Source organism: Pseudomonas putida S13.1.2 (genome assembly GCF_000498395.2).
Lineage (GTDB): Bacteria > Pseudomonadota > Gammaproteobacteria > Pseudomonadales > Pseudomonadaceae > Aquipseudomonas > Aquipseudomonas putida_Q.
Window position 1 is genome coordinate 6225349 of record NZ_CP010979.1, and the last position, 24080, is coordinate 6249428.

The 24080-nt window shown below is 63.5% G+C and carries 23 protein-coding genes and 1 tRNA gene; 7 read left to right on the forward strand and 17 right to left on the reverse strand.

The window, feature by feature from the left end:
* The first annotated feature begins 48 nt into the window (after nt 1-48).
* On the forward strand, nt 49-1263 hold the full coding sequence (locus N805_RS27525) for a class I SAM-dependent methyltransferase (protein ID WP_019471780.1): 1215 nt from the start codon (nt 49-51) through the stop codon (nt 1261-1263).
* A 46-nt stretch (nt 1264-1309) separates the two neighbouring features.
* Here the strand turns inward: N805_RS27525 and N805_RS27530 are convergent, their stop codons facing one another.
* The 8 genes from N805_RS27530 to N805_RS27565 form a co-directional block, all read right to left on the reverse strand.
* Complete coding sequence (locus tag N805_RS27530) at nt 1310-2320, reverse strand: DUF4917 family protein (protein WP_019471779.1); 1011 nt, start codon at nt 2318-2320, stop codon at nt 1310-1312.
* Nucleotides 2321-2471: 151 nt separating this feature from the next.
* Nucleotides 2472-2759, reverse strand: coding sequence for a NadS family protein (gene nadS / locus N805_RS27535; protein ID WP_019471778.1), 288 nt, complete (start codon nt 2757-2759; stop codon nt 2472-2474).
* A 335-nt stretch (nt 2760-3094) separates the two neighbouring features.
* Complete coding sequence (locus tag N805_RS27540) at nt 3095-4801, reverse strand: SulP family inorganic anion transporter (RefSeq protein WP_019471777.1); 1707 nt, start codon at nt 4799-4801, stop codon at nt 3095-3097.
* Between the two features lie 211 nt (nt 4802-5012).
* Nucleotides 5013-5086: transfer RNA gene (locus N805_RS27545), tRNA-Gly, on the reverse strand.
* A 111-nt stretch (nt 5087-5197) separates the two neighbouring features.
* On the reverse strand, nt 5198-6085 hold the full coding sequence (phaG, locus tag N805_RS27550) for a (R)-3-hydroxydecanoyl-ACP:CoA transacylase (RefSeq protein WP_019471776.1): 888 nt from the start codon (nt 6083-6085) through the stop codon (nt 5198-5200).
* Nucleotides 6086-6532: 447 nt separating this feature from the next.
* The gene (locus N805_RS27555) at nt 6533-7225 is read right to left on the reverse strand and encodes a pseudouridine synthase (RefSeq protein ID WP_019473059.1); all 693 of its coding nucleotides are present in this window, start codon (nt 7223-7225) and stop codon (nt 6533-6535) included.
* A gap of 9 nt (nt 7226-7234) precedes the next feature.
* Nucleotides 7235-7447 (reverse strand): cysteine-rich CWC family protein, encoded by a 213-nt coding sequence (locus N805_RS27560; RefSeq protein ID WP_019473058.1) that lies wholly within the window; start codon nt 7445-7447, stop codon nt 7235-7237.
* Nucleotides 7440-8921 carry a sensor domain-containing diguanylate cyclase gene (locus N805_RS27565; RefSeq protein ID WP_019473057.1) on the reverse strand — a complete coding sequence of 494 codons (1482 nt, stop codon included), beginning with the start codon at nt 8919-8921 and terminating at the stop codon, nt 7440-7442. The genes N805_RS27560 and N805_RS27565 overlap by 8 nt, the downstream gene beginning before the upstream one ends.
* A 212-nt stretch (nt 8922-9133) precedes the next feature.
* Between N805_RS27565 and N805_RS27570 the strand changes: the two genes are divergently transcribed.
* Complete coding sequence (locus N805_RS27570; protein WP_019473056.1) at nt 9134-9583, forward strand: hypothetical protein; 450 nt, start codon at nt 9134-9136, stop codon at nt 9581-9583.
* Nucleotides 9584-9690: 107 nt separating this feature from the next.
* Here N805_RS27570 and N805_RS27575 read toward each other — a convergent pair whose 3' ends face one another.
* Nucleotides 9691-10797 carry an enoyl-CoA hydratase/isomerase family protein gene (locus N805_RS27575; RefSeq protein WP_019473055.1) on the reverse strand — a complete coding sequence of 369 codons (1107 nt, stop codon included), beginning with the start codon at nt 10795-10797 and terminating at the stop codon, nt 9691-9693.
* Between the two features lie 125 nt (nt 10798-10922).
* Between N805_RS27575 and ung the strand changes: the two genes are divergently transcribed.
* Nucleotides 10923-11615 (forward strand): uracil-DNA glycosylase, encoded by a 693-nt coding sequence (gene ung / locus N805_RS27580; RefSeq protein ID WP_019473054.1) that lies wholly within the window; start codon nt 10923-10925, stop codon nt 11613-11615.
* A 32-nt stretch (nt 11616-11647) separates the two neighbouring features.
* Here ung and N805_RS27585 read toward each other — a convergent pair whose 3' ends face one another.
* The 5 genes from N805_RS27585 to N805_RS27605 form a co-directional block, all read right to left on the reverse strand.
* Nucleotides 11648-12679, reverse strand: a complete 1032-nt coding sequence (locus N805_RS27585) for an AbrB family transcriptional regulator (RefSeq protein WP_019473053.1) — start codon at nt 12677-12679, stop codon at nt 11648-11650.
* Entirely contained in the window at nt 12672-14186 is a 1515-nt protein-coding gene (locus N805_RS27590; protein WP_019473052.1) for a tripartite tricarboxylate transporter permease, read from the reverse strand. The genes N805_RS27585 and N805_RS27590 overlap by 8 nt, the downstream gene beginning before the upstream one ends.
* Before the next feature lie 3 nt (nt 14187-14189).
* Entirely contained in the window at nt 14190-14648 is a 459-nt protein-coding gene (locus tag N805_RS27595; protein ID WP_019473051.1) for a tripartite tricarboxylate transporter TctB family protein, read from the reverse strand.
* Nucleotides 14649-14836: 188 nt separating this feature from the next.
* Nucleotides 14837-15817 carry a Bug family tripartite tricarboxylate transporter substrate binding protein gene (locus N805_RS27600; protein ID WP_019473050.1) on the reverse strand — a complete coding sequence of 327 codons (981 nt, stop codon included), beginning with the start codon at nt 15815-15817 and terminating at the stop codon, nt 14837-14839.
* Nucleotides 15818-15863: 46 nt separating this feature from the next.
* Nucleotides 15864-17153: an OprD family porin gene (locus tag N805_RS27605; protein ID WP_019473049.1), complete on the reverse strand. Its 1290-nt coding sequence runs from the start codon at nt 17151-17153 to the stop codon at nt 15864-15866.
* Between the two features lie 200 nt (nt 17154-17353).
* Here N805_RS27605 and N805_RS27610 point away from each other — a divergent pair, with 200 nt between their 5' ends.
* Together N805_RS27610 and N805_RS27615 are read left to right on the forward strand one after the other, a co-directional pair.
* Nucleotides 17354-18025: a response regulator gene (locus N805_RS27610; protein ID WP_019473048.1), complete on the forward strand. Its 672-nt coding sequence runs from the start codon at nt 17354-17356 to the stop codon at nt 18023-18025.
* The gene (locus N805_RS27615) at nt 18018-19397 is read left to right on the forward strand and encodes a sensor histidine kinase (RefSeq protein ID WP_019473047.1); all 1380 of its coding nucleotides are present in this window, start codon (nt 18018-18020) and stop codon (nt 19395-19397) included. The genes N805_RS27610 and N805_RS27615 overlap by 8 nt, the downstream gene beginning before the upstream one ends.
* A gap of 109 nt (nt 19398-19506) precedes the next feature.
* Here N805_RS27615 and N805_RS27620 read toward each other — a convergent pair whose 3' ends face one another.
* Together N805_RS27620 and N805_RS27625 are read right to left on the reverse strand one after the other, a co-directional pair.
* The gene (locus N805_RS27620) at nt 19507-20313 is read right to left on the reverse strand and encodes an HDOD domain-containing protein (RefSeq protein ID WP_019473046.1); all 807 of its coding nucleotides are present in this window, start codon (nt 20311-20313) and stop codon (nt 19507-19509) included.
* 55 nt (nt 20314-20368) lie between these two features.
* On the reverse strand, nt 20369-21310 hold the full coding sequence (locus N805_RS27625) for a YgfZ/GcvT domain-containing protein (RefSeq protein ID WP_019473045.1): 942 nt from the start codon (nt 21308-21310) through the stop codon (nt 20369-20371).
* Between the two features lie 133 nt (nt 21311-21443).
* Between N805_RS27625 and N805_RS27630 the strand changes: the two genes are divergently transcribed.
* Both N805_RS27630 and N805_RS27635 read left to right on the forward strand, forming a co-directional pair.
* Nucleotides 21444-21698, forward strand: a complete 255-nt coding sequence (locus N805_RS27630; RefSeq protein WP_019473044.1) for a succinate dehydrogenase assembly factor 2 — start codon at nt 21444-21446, stop codon at nt 21696-21698.
* Nucleotides 21682-22140, forward strand: a complete 459-nt coding sequence (locus N805_RS27635; protein ID WP_026034627.1) for a protein YgfX — start codon at nt 21682-21684, stop codon at nt 22138-22140. Before N805_RS27630 ends, N805_RS27635 begins: the two co-directional genes overlap by 17 nt.
* Nucleotides 22141-22258: 118 nt before the next feature.
* Here the strand turns inward: N805_RS27635 and nadB are convergent, their stop codons facing one another.
* Nucleotides 22259-23863, reverse strand: coding sequence for an L-aspartate oxidase (gene nadB / locus N805_RS27640; protein WP_019471432.1), 1605 nt, complete (start codon nt 23861-23863; stop codon nt 22259-22261).
* Nucleotides 23864-24080 lie beyond the last annotated feature (217 nt).

A 24080-nucleotide genomic window follows, 5' to 3' on the forward strand; every position in this document is an offset into this window, starting at 1 on the left:
CCACAGGGTGTAGAATGCGCTTCCCGCTATTCGAGGCACCGTTTCTCCATGTCCGCCAGTACTTCCGCCCCCTCCGCGCCGGATGCGCGCGCTCAGTTTCTCGACCTGCTGAACGCCGCCCTGCACGGCGATACCCTGGTCAAACTGGTGCTGGCGCGCCATGTCGGTGCCGACCAGACCTTGCAACGGATCATTGCCAAGCCGCTGCAGGTCAAGGGCCAGCCGTGCCTGTCGCTGGTCTACCGCCACCAGACCCGCGACATCACCCGCAACCTGCCGCTGGACCAGGCCCAGGCGCTGGTCGCCGAGCTGCTGCCAGACAGCTTCCGCAACGCCCACCTGTTCGATGCTGACGGCGAAGTGCAGCTGACCTTCAGCAAGAAGGGCAAGCCGATGCTGCAGCGTCACGGGGCGCAGGCACCGCGTGAGGTGACTGCCGGCAGCGGCCATGACCGCGAGAAGAAGCGTTACCTGGAGTTGTCGCGCCCGTTTTTGCGCGACCTGGGCGTAACCGATGCACAAGGCGCGTTGATTCCGTCGATGTCGCGCAAGTGGAAGCAGATCAACAAGTTCATCGAGGTCTTCGACCACGCCCTGGCCAGCGCCCCGGTGCCGGCAGAACAGGCACTTCGTGTGGCCGACTTTGGCTCGGGCAAGGGCTACCTGACCTTCGCCATGCACGATTACCTGCGCAACAGCCTGGGCCGCGTTGCACAGGTCACTGGCGTAGAGTTGCGCCAGGACATGGTCGACCTGTGCAACACCGCTGCCGCACGCCTGGAGCACCCGGGCCTGGAGTTCCAGTGCGGTGACGTGCGCAGCGTGGTGCCGGAGGCCATCGAGGTGATGATTGCCTTGCACGCCTGTGACATCGCCACCGACTACGCCATCCATACCGGCATCCGCTGCAACGCCGCGATCATCATGTGCTCGCCGTGCTGCCACAAACAGATCCGCCCGCAACTGCACAGCCCGGGGTTGCTGCAACCCATGCTGCAGTACGGCCTGCACCTGGGCCAGCAGGCCGAAATGCTGACCGACAGCCTGCGCGCGCTGTATCTGGAAGCCTGCGGTTACGAAACCAAGGTGTTCGAGTTCATCTCGCTGGAGCACACCAACAAGAACAAGATGATTCTTGCGGTGAAGCGGCAGAAGGCGGGGGGTAACGGGGCGTTGCTGGAGAAGATTGGCCAGCTCAAGGCCTTCTATGGGGTACAGGAGCATTGCCTGGAGACGTTGCTGCGGGCGGATGGGTTGCTGTGACGGCAACCCCCAGCAAGCCTGCGGGTGCGCTCCTGCTGGGAGCGTGCTAGCGTCGAGCGGCTGGTAGCTCGATCGCCAAATCTGCAAGCCCCAACGGATGCGTACTAGCATCAAAGAAATGCACCTTCGTCCCCGCCAGATCCCCGAACCGATCAATATAGTGTTGCTTCTGGTTGATCACCGAAGCCTCGCTCAATGGCCTTATGGCAACCGACAGATGCTGTGGCCGCGCCTGTCGGATAGCTTCGAGCAGGTGCTGGTCACTGCTGTCCAGATGCTGCCCGAACAGGCATAGCCCCTGGCTCTCCTGTGCCAACTGCCCCAGGCACCAGCCCAGGTAGTCCGAGTTGCGAATGGCGCGCAGTTTTTCGTCGCTGCGGTCTTCGTTGACGAACAGCGGCACCTCGCCAGGGATGTTTACCGCAAAGCCATCGAGCAGCTCGGCGTTGTCGGCGCTGCGTTGGCGGGTGGTGCCGTCGGGCAGCTTGAGCAGGTGCAGGCCGCCATGCAGGTGCAGCACGCGGGTGCCTTCGCTGCGGGTGCGGCGCACATCGAAAAAGCCTTGCTCGTCGAACAGCTCGGCAAAGCCCTGCGGAGCGTGTTGTACAGCCCAGGGCAGCAGCAGGTCGTAGTTGCTGGTGTAGACGCTGCGGTAGCCACGCAAGGCCTGGTTGAAGGCCGCCAGCGTGGTGGCCGGCATCAGCGACCACGGCAGGTGCACCGTGCGCACGGCGTGAATCAACGCTTCCTTGATCGAGTAGTAGCGGTTCAGCGGCGCGGTGGAGTTGATGGCCAATGCGGCGTTGGCGCGCACGGTGGTGTTCAGGGTGCTGAGCACGGGTTCGAACAGCTCCGTGGCCAAGGATTTGAACAGCGCCTGGTCACTGACCGCCAGGCCTTTCTTGCGGCCGGCGCGTTGCGCTTCCTCGAACAGCGAGAAGTAGCCGAACGGCTTCCACACTGCGCGGCTGGCACCGTTGCCCAGCAGCAGGGCGTCGCAGGGGTGGCGGGCAGCGAGTTCTGGCCAGGGAGTGAGGGTGGCGTCAAGTGCGGGCATGCTGGGGTCCGTTGGGTGGAGCGGAGAACGGGGGCGACTTTAGCATGTCATGCAGCGTGAGGGAGGGTTGGTGTCCTGCCAACAGCCTTGTGTTACCTGGACTGGCCCGTTCGCAGGAAATCTTTGGGCTATCAAACTCTACCGGCCTTTATCAGTGAGCAAGGGCCTTCAGTACATGATCAGGGTCATTACGTATTGCACGCAGTAATGCCTTGGCAGGGCCGGTGGGTTCTCGCCGTCCTTGTTCCCAATTTCTCAATGTTGCTACTTGAACATCGATTATCTCGGCAAAGCGTGCCTGCGTGAGCCCTGTCGCTTTACGGATGTTACGGACCTGCAGTGCATCGATCTCGAATTGCCGAGAGGGTGCGCGTTTACCTTGGACGATGTCGTCCATCTGTTGAACGCTTTCCATCAGTTCGTCAAAAAAGCGGTTCATGCAGACCTCCAGTGTTCGATGATCGACCGCAGTGCCTTGCGTTGTTCACTGGACAGGTCGGGCTGATCATTTTTGCTGTAGATATAAAGCATGGCTATTTGTGATTTGAGGAGTGCTTTGACTCGCTTGGTAAACAAGCCTGTTTCGGTGAAAAGCATAGCAGATTGGTACGCCAATGGCGTAGCTGCCGGTTGACAGGAAAAATGGACTGCCTGGCTTTACTTCAGGCGGGATAGCGAGGCTAGCGAATCTGGTCGCAACTAGCCGATCATCCCTTTCTGTGTACCAGGTAGTCCTTTTCGCTACAGAAGCTGAGCGGGTAGCCAGAGCGCGCCTCAGCCCTCGTCGGCCACCGGCACACTGCGGTTCCGGTTACGCCACATCCGGTACGCCCGGATCCCGGCCCGCACCGAACCAAACAGCAGCTTGTCTTCCATTTCCCGCGCCATCCCCGAGCGCACCAGCATGCGCAGGAACGTACCCCGGGCGCGTGCGATGGCAAAGAAGATGCCTTGCGCTGCCAGAGTGTCGCGTACTTCACGCAGGGCAGCGATGCCGCTGACGTCGATGTTGGTGACCGCTTCGGCATCGAACAGCACGGCCTTGGGCTGGTGCTGGCTCTGCACGGCTTCGAGCAGACGCATCTTGAAGTAGTCGGCGTTGAAGAACAGGATCGCGTCGTCGAAGCGGTACACCACCAGGCCGGGTACGGTGCGCGCGTCCTTGAATTTGCGGATGTCGACCTGGCCTTCGGTACCCGGCAGCCAGCCCAACACGGCATCGGTGGGCTGGTAGATGCTGTACAGCAGGCGCAGGATCGCCAGGGTCACGGCAAACACGATACCGGGCAGCACGCCCAGGCCCAACACGCCCGCCGTGGTCAGCAGGCACAGCCAGAACTCGAAGCGGCTGAGACGCCGGATGCTACCCAGCGACTTGATGTCGATCAGCCCCCAACCGGCCATCAGCAGCACGGCGCCCAGTGCAGCCTGCGGGATCCACGCCATGGGCGCGGTGAAGAACAGCAGGATCAGCGCGATGACCAGGGCCGCGATGATGCCCACCAGCTGGCTTTTGCCACCGACCATGTCATTGACCGCCGTACGCGAGTCGGCGCCACTGATGGCAAAGCCCTGGGAAACCCCGGCCGCCAGGTTGCTGACGCCCAGGGCGACAAATTCGTGGTTGGCGTTTATCGCATAGCCATGCCGGGCGGCAAAGCTGCGCGCAGTCAGCATGGCACTGCAGAAGCTGACGGTGGCGATACCCAGGGCGTCGCGCAACAGGCTTTTCATTTCCTCCAGGTTGCTGTGCGGCCAGGCCAGCTGCGGGATGCCGGCAGGTACCGGGCCGAGGACGGCAACGCCGAAGCGGTCAAGGCCGAACAGCCCGGCCAGCAGCATGAACAGCGCCACGACCGTGAGGGCTGCAGGCAGGCGCGGGTAGCGCCGCGGCAGCCAGATCAGCAGGCCCAGGGCGGCCAGGCCGATGAGCAACGTCACCCAGTGAATCTCGCCCAGGCGCTGGAAGAAGTTGATCAGGCTGAGGATGAAACCGTCGCCTTCGATCTTGAAGCCCACCACCTTGGACAGCTGCCCGGCGATCAGGCTCAGGCCGATGCCGTTGAGGTAGCCGATCAGGATTGGCCGCGAGAAGAAGCTGGCAATGAAGCCGGCACGGGCCAGGCCGGCGGCAATCAGCATTACGCCAACCAGCACGGTGACGATCACCGACAGTTCGACGATGCGTTGCGGGTCGCCCATGGCCAGCGGTGCCACAGCACCGGCGATCATCGCGCAGGTGGCGGCGTCGGGGCCGACCATCAGTTGGCGCGAGCTGCCGATCAGGGCATAGACCATCATGGGCAGAACGCAGGCGTACAGGCCGTATTGTGGTGGCAGGCCGACGATTTGCGCGTAGGCGATGGCGATGGGGATCTGGATCGCTGCGACCGAAAGCCCGGCCTGCACGTCGGCATGCAGCCACTCACGGCGGTAATGCAGCAGGTTGGCAAGGCCCGGTAGCCAGCGGGAAAGAAACATACGTCATCCTTTCGAAATGCTTCACGAATCCATTGAGCATATTCGTCACAAGCCGTTTCGCTTGCGCGCGAATGCACCCGCAGCGCATTGAAGCGGATCGGCAGGCAAATGGCCATGGGCCAAGTCAACGTGGGGGGCAGAAACGAAAAAAGGAGCCAAGGCTCCTTTTGACTGCGATGACGTTGCTGGAACGTCATGCTGGAATGCGATGTGGAGCGGGTAGAGGGAATCGAACCCTCAACTAAAGCTTGGGAAGCTTTCGTTTTGCCACTAAACTATACCCGCGTCTGCGCAGCACTTTTTACCAGAACCCTTCACGAATTAGAAGCCCAAGTTATAAAAAAGCTTGTCGGCACCCCATAGCCTGCGGATATCAGCTACAGAGTGCCGAGGCGCTCAGATGGCCAGTGCATGCTGCCCCTGTTGAACGTGCTGGTAGCGTTGACGAGGTTCACGCACGGTCGGCTTGAGGAAACCAAGCAAGACGCTGCGGGTGTTTTCGCAGGCGGTCTTGTTTTCCATATCGAGGAAATGCCCCGCCTCGCGGATCACGCTGAACTGGCTTCTGCCCACATGCTTGCCGAACTGCCGGGCATCTTCGACCGTGGTGTACTCGTCGCGGGCGCCGTTGACGAACAACACCGGGATGTCGATGTTGCGCGCCCCCTCCAGCGCTCGCTCCAGGTCGTGTTGCAGCACCTGGTTGATGTGGAAGTGCATCTGCGCGTACTCATGGCTGTCCAGGCTGCTGACGTGCCGGTAGTTGAAGCGCTTGAACAGTGACGGCAGGTGCTTGCCGATGGTGTCGTTGACCAGGTTGCCGACCTGATACCGGTCGCAGGCGGCCAGGTACTGGCAGCCACGGTCCAGGTAGTCGCGCATCGGCTCGTTGATCACTGGCGAGAACGAACTCACCACAGCCTTCTTCACGTTCCGCGGCTGGTGCGCCAGCGCCAGCAGCGTGCTTGCGCCACCCCACGAGAACGACATCACGTGGTCTGCCTGGAAGTGCTCGATCAGCTCAAGGAGGATATGCGCCTCGGTTTCCTTGCTGATCAGACGTTCCTGACGGTTGTGCGGCTTTGACTTGCCGGCATACGGCTGGTCGAACAGCACGATGTTGAACTGCGGGTGCAGGTTACGTACCGTCTGGGCGAACGAGGCGGTGGTGGCCAGCGAACCATTGATCAGGATGATCGTATTCTCGGCCGCATCCGCGCGATAGAACTCCGTGTAAACCCGGTACTGACCTTGGATATCAAGTACAGCGATTTCTGGCCTCATGTCATCGACTCCTGGCGCAAAAAGGGTATTCGCGTCACCTAGGGTGCACGTTCTTTATGACAGGTAGGCATTTGCCTGAAGAGAAACCGGGGGGCCCTGTGTCGATCCTTGGCACTTGCGTCGACGGTATTGTTTTTGGCGGGCAATTCGCCGTGCCCCAAGGCATCGAGGCCTTGGGTAGCCGGCAAAAAGTGTCTTCGACTGCGGGCGTGACTTGCTAGTCACATGCAGACTGACGATTTGGATTCAAGCAGTGGCTCGCGGATCGCGCAAGTGCCGTTCGGGGAGAAATGTGACTTTTGTCGCTGAGCGGTCGTACGGCGACCCTGTAATGTCTGCCCAGGCCCTTTCGCGGACGCGCCCGCTCCCACAGGAAACACACAAGCCCTGAGCATTGTGGGGATGTGTGGGAGCGGGCATGCCCGCGAAGAGGCCCGGGCAGGCGGCCTAGACAGTGGCTATCTCGCCCGCCGTCAGCTCTCGGAACTCACCCGGCGCCAACCCCCTGTCCAGCCGGATCGCTCCCATGCTCTCCCGATGCAACCCCACCACCTTGTTGTCGAAGAACCCGAACATGCGTTTTACCTGGTGATAGCGCCCTTCGACGATCGCCAATCGAGCGCGTCGCGGCCCGAGGATGTCCAGCTGGGCAGGTTGGGTGGTGAGGTCTTCGAAGGCGAAGTAGAAGCCCTCGCGGAACCTGGCCACATAGTGCTCGCCAATTTCGTCCTCGGTGTCCACCAGATAATGCTTTGGCAGCTTGGTGGCAGGCTGGGTCAGGCGCCGTGACCACTGGCCATCGTTGGTCAGGATCATCAGCCCGGTGGTGTTGAAGTCCAGGCGCCCGGCAATGTGCAGGTCATCGCGGAGCGTTGTGGGCAGCAGGTCGAGCACGGTGGGGTGTTGCGGGTCCTGGGTGGCGCTGACACAACCCTGTGGCTTGTGCAGCATCAGGTAACGCGCGGGGCGGCCCGCCTGGAGCAACTGGTCGTCCAGCTCGACACGGCTGAATTCACGCACCTCGGTCAGCGGGTCGCTGACTACCTGGCCATCCACGCGCACACGACGTTGCGCCAGCATCAGGCGAACTTGCTGGCGGTTGTAGTTGGGAAAGTTGGTGAGGAAACGGTCGAGGCGCATTGGAACAGGTCAGTGGGGAGTGGTTGATCGGAGTTGCTCTTCAACGGCAGCGCAACGCGGGCACAGGCAGGCTTTGTCCCGCAACTCGGCGGGCAGGGCCTGCAGCACGGCCGGGTCGATGGTCACACCGTAGCACCAGCAGGCCTGGGTAGCGCGGCGCGGGTCGGCCAGGCTGCATTGGTTGAGGGCACCGCAAGCGGGGCAGTGTTGGCTGTCATTCATGGCGGGTTTCACTGCAGACGCGGTTGCGGCCGGCCTGCTTGGCACGATAAAGCGCACGGTCGGCGCGGGTCAGCAGGGCGTGCAGGGTATCCCCGGGCTGCAGGCTGCTCAGGCCGATGCTGGTGGTCAGGCGCAGCGGCTGTTCTTCGTAGCTGAAGGTCAGTTGTTCAGTGCGGCGACGGATTTTTTCCGCCACCTCGATGGCCTGCCGGCCTTCGGCTTCACGCAGCAGCACGATGAATTCCTCACCGCCCCAGCGGCACAGTATATCCGACTGGCGCAGGCTGCCCTGCAGCACATTGGCGAATTGGCGCAGCACTTCGTCGCCTGCCAGGTGGCCGTGGGTGTCGTTCAGTGCCTTGAAGTGGTCCAGGTCGATCAGCAATGCCACCAGCGGCCCACTGTCGCGCTGGGCTTCGTGCAAGGCCTGGGCGGCGAGCAGGTCGAAGCTGCGTCGGTTGGGCAGGCCGGTGAGGCTATCGAGGGTGGCCAGGGCCTCGGTGCTGGCCTGGTGACGGCGGACCATGGCATGCACCAGCGCCAGCACCACCAGGGTGATCATCGCGCAGATGGCCAGGTTCAGGTACAGGGAGTGGCGGATGCGGTCGAGGGCGCCGGTTTCGCGCTTTTCCACCAACAGGTACCAGTCCAGTTCGGGCAGGTGGCGCACGTTGAGGAAGTGGCTGTGGTTGTCGCTGTCGCGGTATTCGTGGCTGCCTTCACCGGGCACCAACTGCTCGGCCAGTACGTCGTTCAGTTCGGGGTTGTCGCTGAGCGGCTGGCCGACCCGCAAACCATGCGGGCCACCTTCCGAGCCGGTCATCAGCACCTTGCCCTTGGCGTCGGTGAACAGCACCGAACGCTGGTAGCGGCGCTGATACTGGTCGATCAGCTTGACCACCGACGATACGCTCAGCCCGACACCGGCGGCACCGATGAAGCGGTGCTGGTAGTCATGTACCTGATAGTTGATGAACACGGTCAGGCTGTCCTGGTTGGCCATGTCCAGATCGACGTTGATCTCATAGGGGGCTTTGAGGTCGCGCAGGCGGAAATACCAGGCATCGCGCCAGGTGCCTGGTTCGACCTGTTTGAGCACGCCTTTGGCCTGGTAATAGGTGAGGGTGCGGTCCGACACGAAAAATGACGTGAAGGTGTCCTGCTTGCCCATGACCTCGCCAAGGTAGCGTGTCATGCGCTCGGTATCCTGCTCGCCGGACAACACCCAGTCGCGCAGGAAGGTGTCCTGGGCCATCATCGAGGCGATCAGCACCGGGCGGATCAGGTCTTTCTGGATCTCCGAGTAGACCGTATCGGACGTCAGCGGCAGTTCGGTATTGATGATGCCGTCGCGGATGGCGCTGCGCGAGGCGAAGTAGCTGAGCAGTGAAGTGGCGAGGAAGCCGCAAGCCAGGAGCACCAGGAGGGTAAAGATCAGCGAGCGCTGCGAGAACAGAGCGGAACGTAACGGCATGATCTTCCCGTGATGTGTGCCAGGGTGCCCATTCTAGTGAGATGACCGGCAAATGACTGCAAGTTTTTCAGGGTTATCGCACCTGTATCAAATTATTGCAGAAATGGCACTGCACCTCGGCTTCACGGTCTTATTCAGTGTCGATGAACGCATTCCGCATCGATGCTCGGCAGCGCCGCTGTTCGGGCACGCCAGCGGTCCAGGAGGCCGCCATGTCCTATCGAATCCTGTTGATCGCCCTGCTGGGGCTGATGACTTCTGCCTGCGCCCCGTATTACGACCGCGGGGGCTATTACCGCTCGGATTACTACTCCAGCGACCGCTACGTGTCGCCCGGGTATTACCGCTATGACCGCTACTACGTAACGCCGCAACCGCGCTATTACTACCAGCCGGCACCGCGTTATTACCATCGGTCGGCGCCCGCACCGCAATACCGGCCATATCCGCAGCCTGGCATGAAACAGTGGCACGGCAACCCGCGCAATGACTACGGCAACCGCCAGCGCCAGGACTACAGGCAGGATCGGGACCGGCATGATTATCGTAGTGGCAGCCAGCGTTATCAGCGGGGCGACTGGCACTCCAATGGGCAACGCAATGACGGCGGGCGCTGGGATGGCCGTCGTGGGCAAGGGCGCGGCGGCAACTGGCAGCGGTAGCTGAATGAAGGTTGGTGTGTTCCCACAGGTACTGCAAACCAGCGCGGTACCTGTAGGAGCGGCCTTGTGTCGCGATAGGGCTGCAAAGCAGCCCCAGGTTCTGTAAGTCAACCCAGATCCGCCAATGGATGCCGCCCCTCCCACGCCTTGGAAAAATGCGCCTCGACCACCGCCGCCGGCACCTGAGTCACATCCGGCCAGTGCCAGCGGGGGTGGTTGTCCTTGTCCAGCAAGCGGGCTCGCACGCCTTCGCTGAACTCCGGGTGGCGGCAGCAATTCAGGCTCATGCAGTATTCCATCTGGAACACCTGCGCCAACGACAGGTGCCGCGCCCGGCGAATCTGTTCCCACACCAGGTGCGCGGTCAGCGGGCAGCCCTCGTGCAGCCGCTGGCCTGCTTCGGCAAGCAGTGGGTCGTCATGGTGCTTGAGCCCCTCCAGCGCACGCCAGGCCGCTGCAGCATCGGCCACATCCAGCAAGGCATCGATCACCTGCCGCCGCGGCAGCCACTGGGCTTCGGGCAACTCGACGCAGGCGCGGTGCTGTTCGGCCTTGAGCAGGCTGTTCAATTGCAGGGTGGTCTGCTCCTGCCAGTTCAGTTGCAGCAGTTCTTCGATCAGCGCCTCTTGCTGGTGCTCGCCCAAAAACCGGTCGGCCAGGCCCAGATCAAGGGCGTCGCGTGCGTTGATCGGCGCGCCCGTCAGCCCCAGGAACAACCCCAGTTTGCCCGGCAGCCGGGCCAGGAACCAGCTGGCCCCCACGTCGGGGTACAGGCCGATACTGATTTCCGGCATGGCCAATCGGCTGCTGGTTGTGACGATGCGTACATTGGCGCCCTGCAGCAGCCCCATGCCGCCGCCCAGCACGTGCCCGTGGCCCCAGCACAGCAGCGGCTTGGGGTAGGTGTGCAGGGCATGGTCCAGGCGGTACTCGGCAGCGAAGAAGGTGGCGGCCAGGGGCGGTACGCTGCCGGGGTGGTCACGGCACGCCTGCACCAGTGCCCGCACATCGCCACCGGCGCAGAAGGCTTTGCTGCCGTTGCCGCGCAGCAGTACGCACACGACCCCAGGGTCGCGAGCCCAGTCGTGCAGTTGTTCGCCCAGCACCTCGATCATCGGCAAGTTCAGGGCATTGAGCGCCTTGGGCGCGTCCAGGGTTGCGATGCCGATGCGGGCGCCGTCGGCGCCGGTGAGTACCTCACAATGAATGGCCATGGACTACCTCGCTCAGTCATCGCACAAGTATGGCCTGCCTGACCGAACATGCCGGTCGTCGGTCGGATCGTTTGACAAGCGGGAAGGGCTTACCTAGTGTCGCGCCATTGATTACGGATGGCCCCATGACTGACGACGATCGCATCAAACTCGAACCCAGCTGGAAAGCCGCATTGCGCGCTGAATTCGACCAGCCCTACATGCATCAGCTGCGCGAGTTCCTGCGCAGCGAGCGTGCCGCTGGCAAAGAAATCTACCCGCCGGGGCCGCTGATCTTCAATGCGCTCAACTCGACACCGCTGGACCAGGTGAAGGTGGTCATACTCGGCCAGGACCCGTACCACGGGCCAGGCCAGGCGCACGGCCTGTGCTTCTCGGTACAGCCGGGCGTGCCCACGCCGCCGTCGCTGGTCAATATCTACAAGGAAATGCAGCGCGACCTGAACATTCCGATCGCCAGCCACGGCTACCTGCAGAGCTGGGCCGAGCAGGGCGTCCTGCTGCTCAACACCACCATGACCGTGGAGCGTGCCAATGCGGCATCGCATGCCAAGAAGGGTTGGGAGGCCTTTACCGATCGGGTGATCCAAGTGGTCAGCGAGCAGTGCCCGAACGTGGTGTTCCTGTTGTGGGGGGCGCATGCGCAAAGCAAGCAGAAGCTGATCGACGGGACCAAGCATCTGGTGCTGAAGTCGGTGCATCCGTCGCCGTTGTCGGCTTACCGCGGGTTCCTGGGGTGCGGGCATTTCAGCCGGACCAACAGCTTCCTCGAGCAACGCGGGCTGGCGCCGATCAACTGGGCATTGCCACCGCTCTGATCACCTGAAATACCGCGAAGAAGGCAACGCGATTATTCCTGGTTTGCGTTCCACAGCCGGAACAACGGCTCCGCCAGAAACAGCACGAACAGCAAGCGCATCACCTGAAGCGCCGTCACCAAAGGCACGGACAGTTGCAGGGTCTCTGCGGTCAGGCTCATTTCGGCAATGCCCCCCGGCATCATGCCCAACGTCAGCGAGCGCAAATCCAGCGCTGTCATCACGCTCAACACCCACGCGGCACTGCCGGCAATGGCCATGCACAGCGCCGTGGCCAGCAGCGTACGCGCCAGGAACGACGGGGCCCGGCGGAAGAAGGCGCGGTTGAAGTGGCAGGCCAGGCCGCTGCCGATCAGCCACTGGCCGATCTGGCTGGCGCCATTGGGCAGAGCGATCTGCAGGTTACCGGCCAGGCTGACGCTGGCAGCCACCAGCAATGGCCCGAACAGCCAGGGGTTGGGTTGGCGCAACCGTTGCCAGAGCAACGCCACGGCAACGCCGAGCGGGGCGATCAGGCCCAGCCAGCCCCAGCTGACGCTACCGGCGTGATTCAGCGGCACCCCGTCACCCAGCAGAAACTTGAACAGCGCGGGCACGCACAGCACCACCGTCAGCACCCGCAGGCTCTGCGCCGCCGCCACCTGGCTGAGCACTGCACCGTTACGGGCGCCAAGGTTGACCATCTCCCCCGAGCCCCCCGGCATGCTGGCGAAGAATGCCGTGGCACGGTCTTCACCGGTGCGCCGTAGCAGCCACACGCTGATCACGCTGGATACGGTAGTGAACAGGGCGCCAAAAAAAATCAGCGCGAAATGGCTGCCCACCTGCTCGATCACCGCTGGCGTAAAGTGCAAGCCAATGCCGATGCCGATGATGCACTGCCCACATTTGCGGCCGTTGGGAATCTCCGACAGCTGCCATGGCGTCAGGCAGCGCACCAGTATGATCGCCAGCAGCGAACCTACCATCCATGGCAAGGGCCAGCCGACCTGGCTGGCGAGGTAACCGCCAGCAAGGCCGACCAGCCCGGTTGCGATAAACAGCGGCAACGGTCGATCAGGCATCGGCCAGGGCCCGACGCTGCAGGCTGCGTTTGCGCCAGATGCGCAGCAGCGGCAGGGTAAGCATCAACGCCACCAGCGCCCAGACGCCCATGCTGATCGGGCTCGACCAGAGGATGCCCAGTTCACCGTTGGAGATCGACAGTGCGCGGCGCAGGTTCTGCTCCATCAGCCCGCCCAGGATGAAACCGAGCAGGATTGGCGACAGCGGGAAGTCCAGCTTGCGCAGGATGTAACCCATGATGCCGATGCCGACCATCAGGAACAGGTCGAAGGTGGTGGCATGCACGGCGTATACGCCGATGGCGGTGATGATGGCGATCACCGGCACCAGCGCCCAGTTCGGCACGGCCAAGATGCGGGTGAATATGCGGATCATCGGGATGTTGAGGATCACCAGCATGATGTTGGCGATGAACAGCGAAGCGATCAGGCCCCAGACGATGTCCGGCTGCTGTTCGAACAGCATTGGGCCGGGCGTGATGTTGTACAGGGTGAGGGCGCCGATCATCACCGCGGTGGTGCCAGAGCCGGGTACCCCCAGCGTCAGCATCGGGACCAGGGCGCCGCAGCAGGACGCGCCGATGGCGGTTTCTGGCGCCGCCAGGCCACGGGCGTCGCCCTTGCCGAACTTGCCGCTTTCCCCGGCCAGGCGTTTTTCGGTCATGTAGGCCACGGCACTGGCCAGCGTTGCGCCGGCGCCGGGCAGAACGCCCATGATGAAACCGAGCAGGCCGCAGCGGATGTTGACCACGAACACCGAAGCCGCTTCCTTGAAGTTGAACAGCATGCGCCCGGTGGCTTTTACCGCCTGGTGACCATGGTGGGTCTTTTCCAGCAGCAGCAGGATTTCACTGATGGAGAACAGGCCCAGCACCAGCACCACGAACTGGATGCCGTCGGCCAGGTGCACGCTGTCGCCGGTGAAGCGGTACACGCCGCTGTTGGCATCGATGCCGACCGCCGACAGGAACAGGCCGATCAGTGCGGCAATGAAGGTTTTCAGCGGTTTGTCACCTGCCATGCCGCCCAGGGCGACGATGGCGAACACCATCAGTACGAAGTATTCCGCCGGGCCGAAGGCGATGGCCCATTTCGCCAGTAGCGGGGCGAACAGCACCATGCCGCAGGTGGCGATGAAGGCGCCGATGAACGAGCTCCAGGCCGACAGCGACAGGGCGACCCCCGCCAGGCCCTGGCGAGCCATCGGGTAGCCGTCCAGGGTGGTCATCACGGTCGAGGCTTCGCCCGGGATGTTCAGCAGGATAGAGCTGATACGCCCGCCGTACTCGCAGCCCAGGTACACCGCGGCCAGCAGGATCAGCGCCGACTCTGGCGGCAGGCCCAGGGCGAAGGCGATGGGGATCAGCAGGGCCACGCCGTTGATCGGGCCCAGGCCTGGCAGCAGGCCGACCACCGTGCCGATGAGGGTGCCGGAGAGGGCGGTGACCAGGTTGTAAGGGGACAGGGCAACGCCGAAGCCCTGGCCCAGGTAGCTCAAGGTATCCATGTGTCAGTTCTCCAGTACGCTCAGCAGGCCAAGGGGCAGGGGCACGTCCATCACGCGGTCGAACAGCCAATAGAGGAGCAGGCTCATGCCGACCACCACCAGGGCGCTGTGCAGCCAGCGCCCGCCATACAGACGGGCCATGGGCAGGCCGACCAGGATGGCGCTGAGGATGAAGCCCAGGGCTTCGAAGGTGGCCGCGAAGACGATCAGCAGGCCGACGCAGGCGGTGATCTTGGTCAGGGTTTCGCGGTCCAGTTCCGGTTCGTCGTCCTTGCGCACGATGGGCGTGGGGCGGAACACCAGGTACAACAGGCCCAGGCTCATCAGGCCAAGCATCAGCAGCGGGTAGGCGCGCGGGCCCACCGGTTCATAGGAAAACGCCGCCTGGTAGGGCCAGGCCATCACGGCCAGGACGGCGCATACCGCCAGCAGGGCCAGGGCGAAGATGCGTTGCAGGATCATTGGGGAATCCTCGTTGGGATTGCTCAAGTGAGATGCAAATCCTGTGGGAGCGGCCTTGCGTCGCGATCGGGCGCGAAACCTGCCGATGCGATCTGTCCTAAGCATCGTATCGGCTGTGCCAGGGGCCGCTGTGCGGCCCATCGCGACACAAGGCCGCTCCTACAGGGAGTGTGGTGAATCCGACAGGCTTACTGGATCAGGCCAAATTCCTTGGCCAGTGCCTTGTAGTCGGCCACTTGCTTCTTCACATAGCCGTCCAGCTCTTCGCCGGTCATGGCGAACGGGAACAACTCGCGCTGGTCACGCAGCTTGGCGAAATCTTCCGAAGCCAGCATCTTGTCGAACGAAGCCTTCCACCACGCATAGTCCTCGTCGCTCACCTTTGGCCCCAGGTAGAAGCCGCGCACTACCGGCCAGACGATGTCGTAGCCTTGCTCCCTGGCGGTGGGGATGTCTTTCATCTCGGGCTCGTCCAGGCGGTCTTTCGAGAACACCGCCAGGATGCGCATGTTGCCGCTCTGGATGTGCGGCATGGAGTCGGAGATGTCGGTAGAGCCGACCTGGATGTGACCGCCCAACAGCGCCGTGGCAATTTCGCCGCCGCCTTCCAGGGCCACGTAGCGCAGGTCACGCGGGTTGATGCCTGCAGCCTTGGCGATCAGGGCAGTCTGCATCCAGTCCTGGCTGCCGACGGTGCCGCCTGAGCCGATCACCACCTTGCTCGGGTCTTTCTTCAACGCCGCGACCAGGTCGTCGAGGGTCTTGTAGGGCGAGTCGCTTTTCACCGCGATCGCCCCGTAGCTGGTGCCGACAGCAGCCAGCCACTTCACGGCGTTTTCGTCGAAGCGGCCGAACTTGCCCTGGGCCAGGTTCAGCAACGAGCCGCTGGACCAGGCCACCAGGGTGCCGGCATCGGCCGGGCGTTGAGCGACCACAGCGTTGTAGGCCACCGCGCCAACACCGCCGGGCATGTAGGTGACGCGCATGGGCTTGCTGAGGATCTTTTCCTGCACCAGGGCGCTTTGCACCAGTTTGCAGGTCAGGTCGAAGCCACCGCCCGGCGAGGCGGGGGCGATGCATTCAGGGCGTTTCGGTTCGGCGGCCAAAGCGTTGCCGGCCAACAGCAGGCAGCCGGTAGCGAGGACGAGGCGGCGCAGTGAAAAGGTCATCGTCAATCTCCGTGAGCGTTGTTGTTATTGGATTACCGCTATGGGGTTACCACAGCGCCACGCTGTAGCTGACCAACAGCCTGACCTCGTCCGCGTCGCGGGCGAAGTTGGAGCGGAAGGTGGCGTTGCGCAGGCGCACGGCGACGTTCTTCAACGGGCCGCTTTGTACCACGTACTTCAATTCGGTGTTGCGTTCCCACTCCTTGCCTTCACCACCGGCCGCGCGGCTGACGTTGTCACCACTGATGTAGCGGGTCATGAAGGTCAGGCCGGGTACGCCGAGCGCGGCAAAGTTGTAGTCGTAACGCGCCTGCCAGGAACGCTCGTCGGCACCGGCGAAGTCGTTGATCTGGACGAAGTTGACCAGGTACGGGTCGGCGCCATCGACATACGGGAAGGCGCTGTCGCCGGACAGTTGCTGCCAGGCGGCGCTGACCTTGTGCCCGCCCAGGGCGTAGCTGAGCATGCCGTTGACGGTGGTGTTGTCGATGTTGCCGGCTTTGGCAGCACCAGCATCGTCACTCACGGCCAGGCGCAGGTCGGCGCCCAAGGTGCCCGGCCCCCAGGGTTGGGTGGCGACCATGCCGATGAAGTGCTGGCGGTAGATATCGTCGAGCTGGGCGAAGTGGTAGCTGCCGGTGATGCGGTCGGTGAACTGGTAGTCCAGGCCGGCCAGTGCCAGGTTGTCGGCGCTGAAGGTGCCACCGAAGCGGCCGTTCTTGTTGTTCAGCGCCAGGTCTTCCCAGTTGGTGTCGTTGCGGTCCTTGGCCTTGTCCAGGCGCCCGCCGGTGAAGGTCAGGCCCTTGATCTCTTTCGAAGTGAGCAGGCCGCCTTCGAAGGTTTGCGGCAGGATGCGCCCGTCGTTGGGTTGCAGTGTCGGCAGCTCGGGGATCAGGGTGCCAATCTTCAGCTCGGTCTGGGAGAGCTTTACTTTGCCGGTCAGGCCCAGCTTGGAGTATTCGTCAGCGGCCTTGCCGTCGTCGTGGGTCGGCAGCAGGCCGGTATCGGTGCGGTCGGGGCTGGAATCGAGCTTGATGCCGAGCATGCCCAGTGCGTCCAGGCCAAAGCCTACGGTGCCATCGGTGTAGCCGGACTCGAAGTTGAGGATGAAACCCTGGGCCCACTCGTCGCGCTTGGATTGTTGCGCGCTGGTGCCGTCGCGAAAGTCGCGGTTGAAGTACATGTTGCGGGTTTCGAAGGTGGCTGTGCTGTCTTCGAAGAAGGCGGCCTGGCTCATCGGGGCGACACCGGCAAGCGCGAGGGCGCTGGCGATGGCTGAGGGGCGTGCGGGAAAGGAACGGGGAGGCGCGAACGCCTGCGGCTGCGATGACAGCATCGTCGATGACTCCGTTTATTGTTCTTATTCGTTGCACCTTGCTGGTGCTTTATTCGGCGCGAAGAGCGACCGTGGTGCGATGCTAGGCAACCAACCTTTCGCTAACCTTTCAGTGAGAAAGGTTTGTGACAAGGGGCTTCACAGGCTTGAGGACAGCGGTACACTCCGCGCCACCGCCCCACCCGAGCAGGGAGAAACCGATGCGTGTGCTGCTGGTCGAAGACCACCTGCAACTGGCCGAAAGCGTGGCCCAGGCCTTGAAAAGCCAAGGCCTGACCGTAGATGTGCTGCATGACGGCGTGGCCGCCGACCTGGCCCTGGCCAGCGAGGAGTACGCCGTGGTCGTGCTGGATGTCGGCTTGCCGCGCATGGACGGCTTCGAGGTACTGGCGCGCCTGCGCGGCCGTGGCAAGACCGTGCCGGTGCTGATGCTGACGGCCCGCAGTGACGTCAAGGACCGGGTCCATGGCCTGAACCTGGGCGCCGACGACTACCTGGCCAAACCGTTCGAGCTGACCGAGCTGGAAGCACGGGTCAAGGCCCTGCTGCGCCGCAGTGTGCTCGGTGGCGAGCGCCAGCAACGCTGCGGGCCGCTGGTTTACGACCTGGATACCCGGCGCTTCGCCCTCGGCGACGACAACCTGACCCTGACCTCGCGCGAGCAAAGCGTGCTGGAAGCGCTGATCGCCCGCCCGGGCCGGGTGATGAGCAAGGAGCAGTTGGCTGCCCAGGTGTTTGGCCTGGACGAGGAAGCCAGCCCCGACGCCATCGAAATCTACATCCACCGCCTGCGCAAGAAGCTCGACGGCCACCCGGTGGCCATCGTCACCTTCCGCGGCCTGGGCTACCTGCTAGAGCACCGCGATGCGTGACAACGGCAGCCTGCGCGGGCGCTTGCTGGGTAACCTGGCGTTGTTGCTGGTAGTGCTGATGCTGGCCAGCGGCCTGAGTGCCTACTGGAACGGCCGTGAAGCCGCTGACACGGCCTACGACCGCACGCTGCTGGCTTCGGCGCGGACCATCGCCGCCGGCCTTTCGCAACGCGATGGTTCACTGAGCGCAGATGTGCCCTACGTGGCGCTGGACACCTTCGCCTACGACAGCGCCGGGCGTATCTACTACCAGGTGCTGGACATCAAGCAGCGGCTGATTTCGGGCTATGAGAACCTGCCGCCGCCGCCGCTGGGGACGCCGCGCACCGACGACTACCCGGCGTTGGCGCGGTTCTACAACGCAACTTATCTGGGCCAGGACGTGCGCGTTGTCAGCTTGCTCAAGCCGGTAAGCGAGCCGAACATGAACGGCATGGCGGAAATCCGCGTGGCCGAGACCGAGGAAGCGCGGGTGCGCATGGCCCGTGGGTTGATGGCCGACACCCTCCTGCGCCTGGGCATGCTGGCACTGGGCGCGCTGATGATGGTGTGGTTTGCCGTGAGCGCGGCGTTGCGGCCGCTGGAGCGCCTGCGCACGGCGGTGGAGGAGCGCCAACCAGATGATTTGCGGGCATTGCCGGTGGTGCAGGTGCAGCGCGAGCTGAGCCCGCTGGTGCGGGCGTTGAACCACTTTACCGAGCGCTTGCGCGGTCAGTTCGAGCGCCAGGCGCAGTTCATCGCCGATGCCGCCCATGAACTGCGTACGCCGCTGGCGGCCTTGAAGGCTCGGGTCGAGCTGGGGTTGCGCTCTTGCGAGCCGCAGGAGTGGCGACAGACCTTGGAAGCTGCGGCCCAGGGCACCGACAAGCTGACCCACCTGGCCAACCAGCTGTTGTCGTTGGCACGGGTCGAAAACGGTGCGCGGGCGATTGCCGAAGGCGGTGCGCAGCGCCTGGACCTGAGCCAGCTGGCCCGTGAGCTGGGCATGGCCATGGCGCCCTTGGCGCACAAGCGCGGGGTGGCACTGGCCCTGGAGGCAGAGGCCCCTGTTTGGCTCAAGGGTGAACCGACGCTACTCAACGAGCTTTTGAGCAACCTGGTGGACAATGCCCTGGCGCATACGCCGGCTGGCGGCAACGTGATTTTGCGGGTGGTGGCGCCAGCGGTGCTGGAGGTGGAAGACGACGGGCCGGGCATTCCCGAGGCTGAGCGCGAGCGGGTGTTCGAGCGGTTCTACCGTCGCAGTGCGCAGGGTAGCGGGCTGGGCCTGGCGATTGTCGGCGAGATCTGCCGGGCGCACCTGGCGCAGGTTAGCCTGCATGATGGCGAGAAGGGCGGGTTGCGGGTGCGTGTAAGTTTTATTGCCGATTGATGTGTTGCCTGTACCTGCCTCTTCGCGGGTAAACCCGCTCCCACAGGTATTGTACATTCCTGTAGGAGCAGCCTTGTGCTGCGAAAGGGCCGGCACAGGCTGAGGCAAGTCAGCTCAACATGCCCCGCGCCTCGAGCAGTTCATCCACTTCCAGCTCGGTGCCGAAAGGCAGCCCCAGGTGACGGTACGCCGGCAGTGCCGCCAGCGGCCGGTGGCGGCCGCGCTGGCTGATGCAGCGGGCGATCTGCACGATGTCGATGTAGTCGACCTTGTCGGTCTGCCGGTCCAGGTCCTGAACCTGGCTCGGCAAGTTGATCAACTGCTCCGGAAACTCCCAGGCCTTGAGGATCTTGTCCCCCAGCGCTGGCTGGATCTGCTCGATCACGTAATGCAGGCAAACCGGGTCGGACAACAGCTCGTTGTGCTCTTCGGCATAGATCAGCACCGGCAGCGCGCCGATCTGGTTGACCAACCCGCCCAAAGTGGCCTGTTCAGGCTTGAGCTGGGTATAGCGGCGGCAGATTTCGTAGCTGATGCCTGCCACTTCCAGGCTGTTGGTCCAGATATCGCGAAGCTTCTGTTCAACCGCCGGTGAGCGGGCATGGAAAATCTGCTCGATTACCAGGCCAATGGCCAGGTTGCAGCTGTAGTTGATACCCAGTCGTGTGATGGCGGTGTGCAGGTCGGTGACCTCGACCGCCGCACGCAGCAGCGGGCTGTTGACTACCTTGATCAGGCGCGCAGAAAGGGCCGCATCGCGACCGATCACCTTGCTCAGGGCCGCTACGCTGATCTCGCTGTCTTCCGCCGCCTCGCGGATGCTCAAGGCAACCTCGGGCAGGGTCGGCAGGACCAGGTCATCCTTTTCGATGGCATCGAGCAACTGTGCTTGAACCATCTCGGCCAGCTTGTTCATGGGCGTTTCTACCGCAGTGGTGGTGCGGCCCCGCCACCGGGGCGGGGCAGGCTGGTCAGCGCTGGATTTCCCGGTCGCGGTCCAGTTCGTAAGGCAGGGTCAGCACTTTCAGGCGCGGGCCTTCCAGGCTGCCCAGATGCAGGTTGTCGTCTTCCACCGCGTCGGCGCTCAGCACCGCCAGCAGTTCGCAGCCTGCACCGTTGCCGGCAGCAATCACCACTTCACCCACCGACGAACCGTGGGTGGGCGAGAAGATCTGGGCACCTGGGGCCGGAATGGCCTGCTGGTCCAGTGCCAGGCGGTACTGGCGGCGTTTGAGCTTGCCCAGGTACTGCATGCGGGCGACGATTTCCTGGCCGGTGTAGCAGCCTTTCTTGAAGCTGACGCCGTCGACCGCTTGCAGGTTGATCATTTGCGGGATGAACAGCTCACGGGTCGGCCCCATGACCTGGCCGATACCGGCACGCACCTGGCCAAGCAGCCATTCGTTGAGGCTGCCTTCAGGCAGGGCGGCGGCGAGGGCCTGGCGCACAGTGGCGGCATTCTCCGCCGGCACCCACAGCTCCACACGTCCTGCGGACACGGCAATGGCGATCAGGCCTTCATGGCGCCCGGTACTGCCGGCGTCTGCGGGCACGTCTAGCCCCAGCGCCTGCAGCGCAGCGTCGCCGCCTTGCAGCCCGAAGCGTGCCCAGGCGGCGCTTTCATCGGTCAGCGTGGCCTTGGAGAACACAGCGTACTTCTTCAGGTCGGCCAGTTGCGCTTCAAGCAGTTCGCTGGCCATGGCCAGCAGGTAGCCGTTGCCTTCGGGCAAGATGCGGAAGCTCGACTGCATGCGCCCTTTGACCATGCAGCGGGCGCCGAGGCTGGCGTATTCCTGGCTGAGGTAGTTGATGTTGCAGGTCAGCTGGCCTTGCAGGAACTTGCCTGCATCGGAGCCGCGGACGGCGAGGATGCCCTCGTGGGACAGGGGGCAGAAGAAAGCGGAATCGGCCATGGGTCATCGCGGTGGCTAAAGACTGGCGGCCATCATAGAACGCCGGTAACAAAATAGGTAGGTGACTAGACCAACGCCCGGTGTCGCTATGCTCGCCGGGCTGTATACTGGCGGGCCATTCGAGGAGGGCCCCATGGTCGAACAAACTGAACTCAACCGGCTTTTCTGGCACAGCCGCCGCGGCATGCTGGAACTGGACGTACTGCTGGTGCCTTTCACCCAGGAAGTCTACTCCACCCTCAACGAGACCGATCGCGAACTCTATGTGCGTCTGTTGAGCTGCGAGGATCAGGACATGTTCGGCTGGTTCATGGAGCGCACCGAGTCCGATGACCCAGAGCTGCAGCGCATGGTCCGCATCATTCTGGACCGTGTCCAGCCCAAGTGAGTGTTTCGAGTGCCGCTGGCAAGGCTCGCGCCTGCTGCTAGCGGCCTATCTGGTTTGCCAGTCACTGGCGTGGCTTGCCGTGTGGGCGAGCCCGTTGCCAGGGTGGTTGGCCCTTTGCATTTTCGCCACCTGTATTGCCCACGCTCGCTGGGCCATTGCGCGACGAATCCTGTTGACCCATGAGCATGCCGTTGTCGGCCTGCGCCGTGATGTGCGCGGCTGGCAGGTGTTCAGCCGTGCCCGTGGCTGGCAACCGGTGCGGTTGTGCCGGGACAGCGTGGCGTTGCCGCGGCTGGTGGTGTTGCGTTTTGAGCGAGCGGGGCAATGGGTGGGGCAGAGCCAGTGCATACCGCAGGATGCGCTAGGCGCGGATGAGCATCGGCGCTTGCGGGTGCGGTTGAAGTTCAGCCGGCGGCGCTGGGCCGCGGTGAGCGGGGCATAGATCAAGATCGGGCTAGCTTCTTCGCGGGCTCGCCCGCTCCCACAGGTACTGCGTAAAGCTGCAAGGCAGTGGAATTCCTGTGGGAGCGGGCGAGCCCGCGAAGGCCCCGCCACCGTTTTCAAAGCGGACTGAGGATGGTGTCCTTGGCCTCGTCCAGCATCCCCGGGTAATCCAGTGTGTAATGCAACCCACGGCTTTCCTTGCGCTGCATGGCTGACAGGATCATCAGTTCGGCCACCTGCGCCAGGTTGCGCAGTTCGATCAGGTCGCGGCTGACCTTGTAGTTGCTGTAGAACTCGTCGATTTCATCCAGCAACAGGCGAATGCGGTGCTGGGCCCGCTGCAGGCGCTTGCTGGTGCGCACGATGCCCACGTAGTCCCACATGAACCGCCGCAGCTCGTCCCAGTTGTGCGCGATGATCACGTCCTCGTCCGAGTCGGTGACCTGGCTGGCATCCCACCCAGGCAGTGCCTTGGGCATGGCCACGCGTTCCAGGTGCGCCTGGATGTCGGCAGCGGCGGCGCGGCCATAGACAAAGCATTCCAGCAGCGAGTTGCTGGCCATCCGGTTGGCGCCGTGCAGGCCGGTGAAGCTGGTTTCGCCGATGGCGTACAAGCCTGGCACGTCGGTGTGGCCGCGGTCGTCGACCATCACCCCGCCGCAGGTGTAGTGCGCCGCCGGCACGACCGGGATCGGCTGGCGGGTGATATCGATGCCAAAGGCCAGGCAGCGCTCGTACACGGTGGGGAAGTGGCCCATGATGAAGTCGGCCGGTTTGTGGGTGATGTCCAGGTACACGCAGTCCACGCCCAGGCGCTTCATCTCGTGGTCGATGGCGCGGGCCACGATGTCGCGCGGGGCCAGCTCTTCGCGCGGGTCGAAGCGTGGCATGAAGCGCTCGCCATTGGGCAGGCGCAGCAGCGCACCTTCACCGCGCAGGGCTTCGGTGATCAGGAAACTCTTGGCCTGTGGGTGGTACAGGCAGGTCGGATGGAACTGGTTGAATTCCAGGTTCGCCACCCGGCAGCCCGCTCGCCAGGCCATGGCGATGCCATCACCGCAGGCGCCATCGGGGTTGCTGGTGTAAAGGTAGACCTTGGCTGCACCGCCGGTGGCCAGCACGGTGAAGCGCGCGCCGAAGGTGTCCACCTCACCGGTGTTGCGGTCGAGCACGTAGGCGCCCAGGCAGCGCTCGCCAGGCAGGCCAAGGCGACGTTCGGTGATCAGGTCGACCGCCACGCGTTGCTCCAGCAACTGGATGTTCGGGCGCCTGCGGGCCTGTTCCAGCAGCGTGGTGAAAATGGCTGCGCCAGTGGCGTCGGCGGCGTGGATGATGCGCCGATGGCTATGGCCGCCCTCACGGGTGAGGTGGAATTCGAAGCCTCCATCGTCAACGCTGGAGTGCTCGTCGCGGGTAAAGGGCACGCCTTGCTCGATCAGCCACTGGATGGCTTCGCGACTGTGTTCGACGGTGAAACGCACCGCCTCTTCATGGCACAGACCGCCGCCGGCATTGAGGGTGTCCTCGACATGCGACTGCACGGTATCGGTGTTGTCCAGCACCGCCGCGACCCCGCCTTGGGCCCAGAAGGTCGAGCCGTTGGCCAGGTCGCCCTTGCTGAGCACGGCAACACGCAGGTGGCTGGGGAGGTTCAGTGCCAGGCTGAGACCGGCGGCACCGCTGCCGATCACCAGGACATCATGTTGGAATTGTTGGCTCATGTCGGGACACTAGTAATCTTGAGAGGGGGCGCGGCACAATAGTCACGCGCAGATGGCATTGTGAAACTATCGTTAAACTTGGCCAGGTTGCCTTTATAGCAGCCCGCGGTGGCCAATTTCCATGCCACTTGGCCACTTACCGAGGCGCGCGCCAACCTTTGTGGGAACTTTCCGACATGGCCGGAAATCCTATGAAGGTTGCCCGCACGTCACAATT